The sequence below is a fragment of the Polynucleobacter sp. 35-46-11 genome (genome assembly GCF_002281105.1).
In genome coordinates this window covers 1-2,638 of record NZ_NCFJ01000361.1, presented here as the reverse complement: position 1 = coordinate 2,638, position 2,638 = coordinate 1, and the positions used below count along the sequence as shown (strand labels likewise).

At 40.5% G+C, this 2,638-nt stretch carries 2 protein-coding genes; one reads left to right on the top strand and one right to left on the bottom strand.

The features are described 5' to 3' along the window. A partial coding sequence (locus B7Y67_RS14900; RefSeq protein ID WP_293599313.1) for a hypothetical protein occupies positions 1 to 280 on the bottom strand: 280 nt, incomplete at its 3' end. Positions 281 to 469: 189 nt separating this feature from the next. On the opposite strand from B7Y67_RS14900, the gene B7Y67_RS14895 reads away from it, so the two are divergent. Next, positions 470 to 2,005, top strand: a complete 1,536-nt coding sequence (locus B7Y67_RS14895) for an HAD-IB family phosphatase (protein ID WP_293599312.1) — start codon at positions 470 to 472, stop codon at positions 2,003 to 2,005. The last annotated feature ends 633 nt before the right edge of the window (positions 2,006 to 2,638 follow it).

Below are 2,638 nucleotides of genomic sequence, written 5' to 3'. Positions count from 1 at the left end.
AAAACTTTCTTGAAATTTTACCTAGGACGGGTAACTTAAATTCAACATCCCCGACGTTACCTGTAACGTGGGACATTAAGAATAATGTATGCACAGGTTCTTCTTCGCTAGCCTCTTCGTTAATCACAGATAAGCTATCGGCAAATGACATAGAGCAGGCATCAGTTCGAAGGCATGTTCGCTCAATACCAGTCTGAATAAATATGCTGGAAGCCACCACCTTGAAGGTGATTAAAAAAAGACAGACAGCAATCGTAAATGTTTTTTTATTGAACGGCATTGCGGCAATTCTATACTTTTTGAAATATTAAATATTTCATCATGTAAAAAAATCATCGCCACTGAAAAAATATCATTGTCACTGAACATGCCGATTGGAGACTCCATGCGCAATATTTAAACCGGATGAATGATCGCATGTAGCCATTATGTATACTTTTCCATTCCTTGATCTTCGTAGGAGAAGAGCATGAAGAATTTATTTATGCGAATTTGGAGAAAATTTAACCATCTTCTTCGCACTAAATCAGCAGCGGTGGCGCAAATGAAAAAAAAGTTGTTTCGCAAACGTCAAAATTTGCAAGGCACCTCATCTGGCATTCCACCAAAACATCAGTTATGTTCAGTAGTTATTCCCGCACTGAATGAAGAAAAGGCAATCGCATCAGTGGTGCTATACGCTCTATCTGACACGGCAACGGGTGAGGTAATTGTAATTGACGATAGCTCAATAGATAATACCGCTAGGCTAGCAAAAGAATCGGGAGCAATAGTAATAACCAGTTCAATGCTCGGTAAAGGGGCGTCGATGCATGACGGCATAGAAGCTGCGAGTCATGATTACATTGTCTTTTTGGACGGTGATTTATCTGGGTTACAAGAGAATATTGTCTCAAAGATGCTGGAGCCACTACTATCAGATAACGCTGATTTTATTAAGGCTAAATTTAGCAGGGGTGGCGGTAGGGTGACGGAGCTCACTGCAAAACCAATGCTCAAAGTTTTTTTCCCGGAAGTGTCATGTATCTCTCAGCCACTAGGGGGAATCATTGCATGCAAAAAGGCGCTGCTTAAAAAGCTAACTTTTGAATCAGGGTACGGCGTTGATATTGGGCTTTTAATAGACGCCCATCTAAAGGGAGCGCGTATCTGCGAAGTTGACATAGGTAGCTTAGAGCATGATAGCCAGCCACTAGTTGACTTAACGACAATGGCAAATGAGGTGGCGCGAGTGATTCACCACTACTCACGTCAGGCTGGGAGATTACACGTAGAGCAGATTTCAGAGATGTATGAAGAGCAAAGGGTTGCAACTGCCTCCTTTGACTACATTATTAATAGGCAAAAAGGTCGTCGCAAAGTGGTTCTGTTGGATATGGACGGTACTATTACTCCAAACCGTTTTGTAAAGGATTTAGCTAAATTTACCCATACTGAGGAGACCTTGGATGCGCTATTAGATTCTGCTGAAAATGATGCAGCCACAAGAAGCGAGAAGATCGCGGAAATTTTTAAATTTACACACCGAAATCAGTTTGAAAAAGTTTCAATGTCCATGCCAATTAGGGATGGGGTTATTGAGTTTGTCAACCAAATGAAGCGGAATGGCTTTATGGTTGGGCTCATATCTGATAGTTACTTTATTGCCGCAGAAATTATGCGAAAGAGAATATTTGCTGATTTCGCTATTGCCCACACCTTGAAATTTCAAAACGATATTTGTACGGGCAAACTAAAGTTGAGCGCTGATTTTTATGCCGATCAAAAACTAGCAAGCGGTCAAATTTGCAAAGGTAACGTACTGAATCGCTTCTTATCAAAGTTAAATAACCCGTTATTTAACGAGGTTTGGGCTATTGGGGATAATTTAAATGACTTAAATATGTTGCTTTTGGCAGATAAGTCTTTTGTCATTGAGCCTAAATCCAAAGAGTTTTTAAGGCATAAACATATTAAGCAAATCTCATCATTTAATGAGTTGCTAACAGTAAGCCTTTTTTCTTAGAGTCAATCGATAATTTTATGAATTTATTGTTTTAACTCTCTCGATATTTGTAGAATGCTGATCCAAAACCAGTTATTTCGGTACGAACCGTACATCTGATTTTGTAGGGTTTAAGTCGCTGCTTTACAATTTTTTTAGCTTATTTTTAAAGTCTTTAAGGCATAGGTCGCACTTTTATCGTGCTGGTCAGTCCAAATCCCCTCATTTAAGTGGTTTTATTGTCGATTCAGGCTGTTGTATCGGCTCGATATTAGTTGAACCATGGCTAGGGTTGATCTATGCAAGGGTGGTTTTGGGGCTAGCGTGGAGGATCCAGTTAACTATGGGCAACTGGGTCGTCAGTAAATTTGTCGGTTAAACCGACATTATTGGGTGAGGACTGGTTTGACTCTGACCTTTTGGTGTCGGTTTGAACCGACTGCTAAGTGTCGGGTTAAGTGACGCTTGGATAGCTCTTATCAGGGGTTATGCAGACATTGAAAAAACGGAAATAGGGCAGATTGAGTGGCGGAGAACGGCTTTGATTTCAACCCGTCGATGCAACACACTATAAATTGCGTAAGCGCAAGGAGTGTTGCTCATGAAACAACGACCTCGAATCTATTACACAGCTATCCAGAAGGATTTAATGTG

Coding starts and splice junctions, on each gene's coding strand:
- B7Y67_RS14895 (WP_293599312.1), top strand. CDS start 470: ATGAAGAATTTATTTATGCGAATTTGGAGAAAATTTAACCATCTTCTT.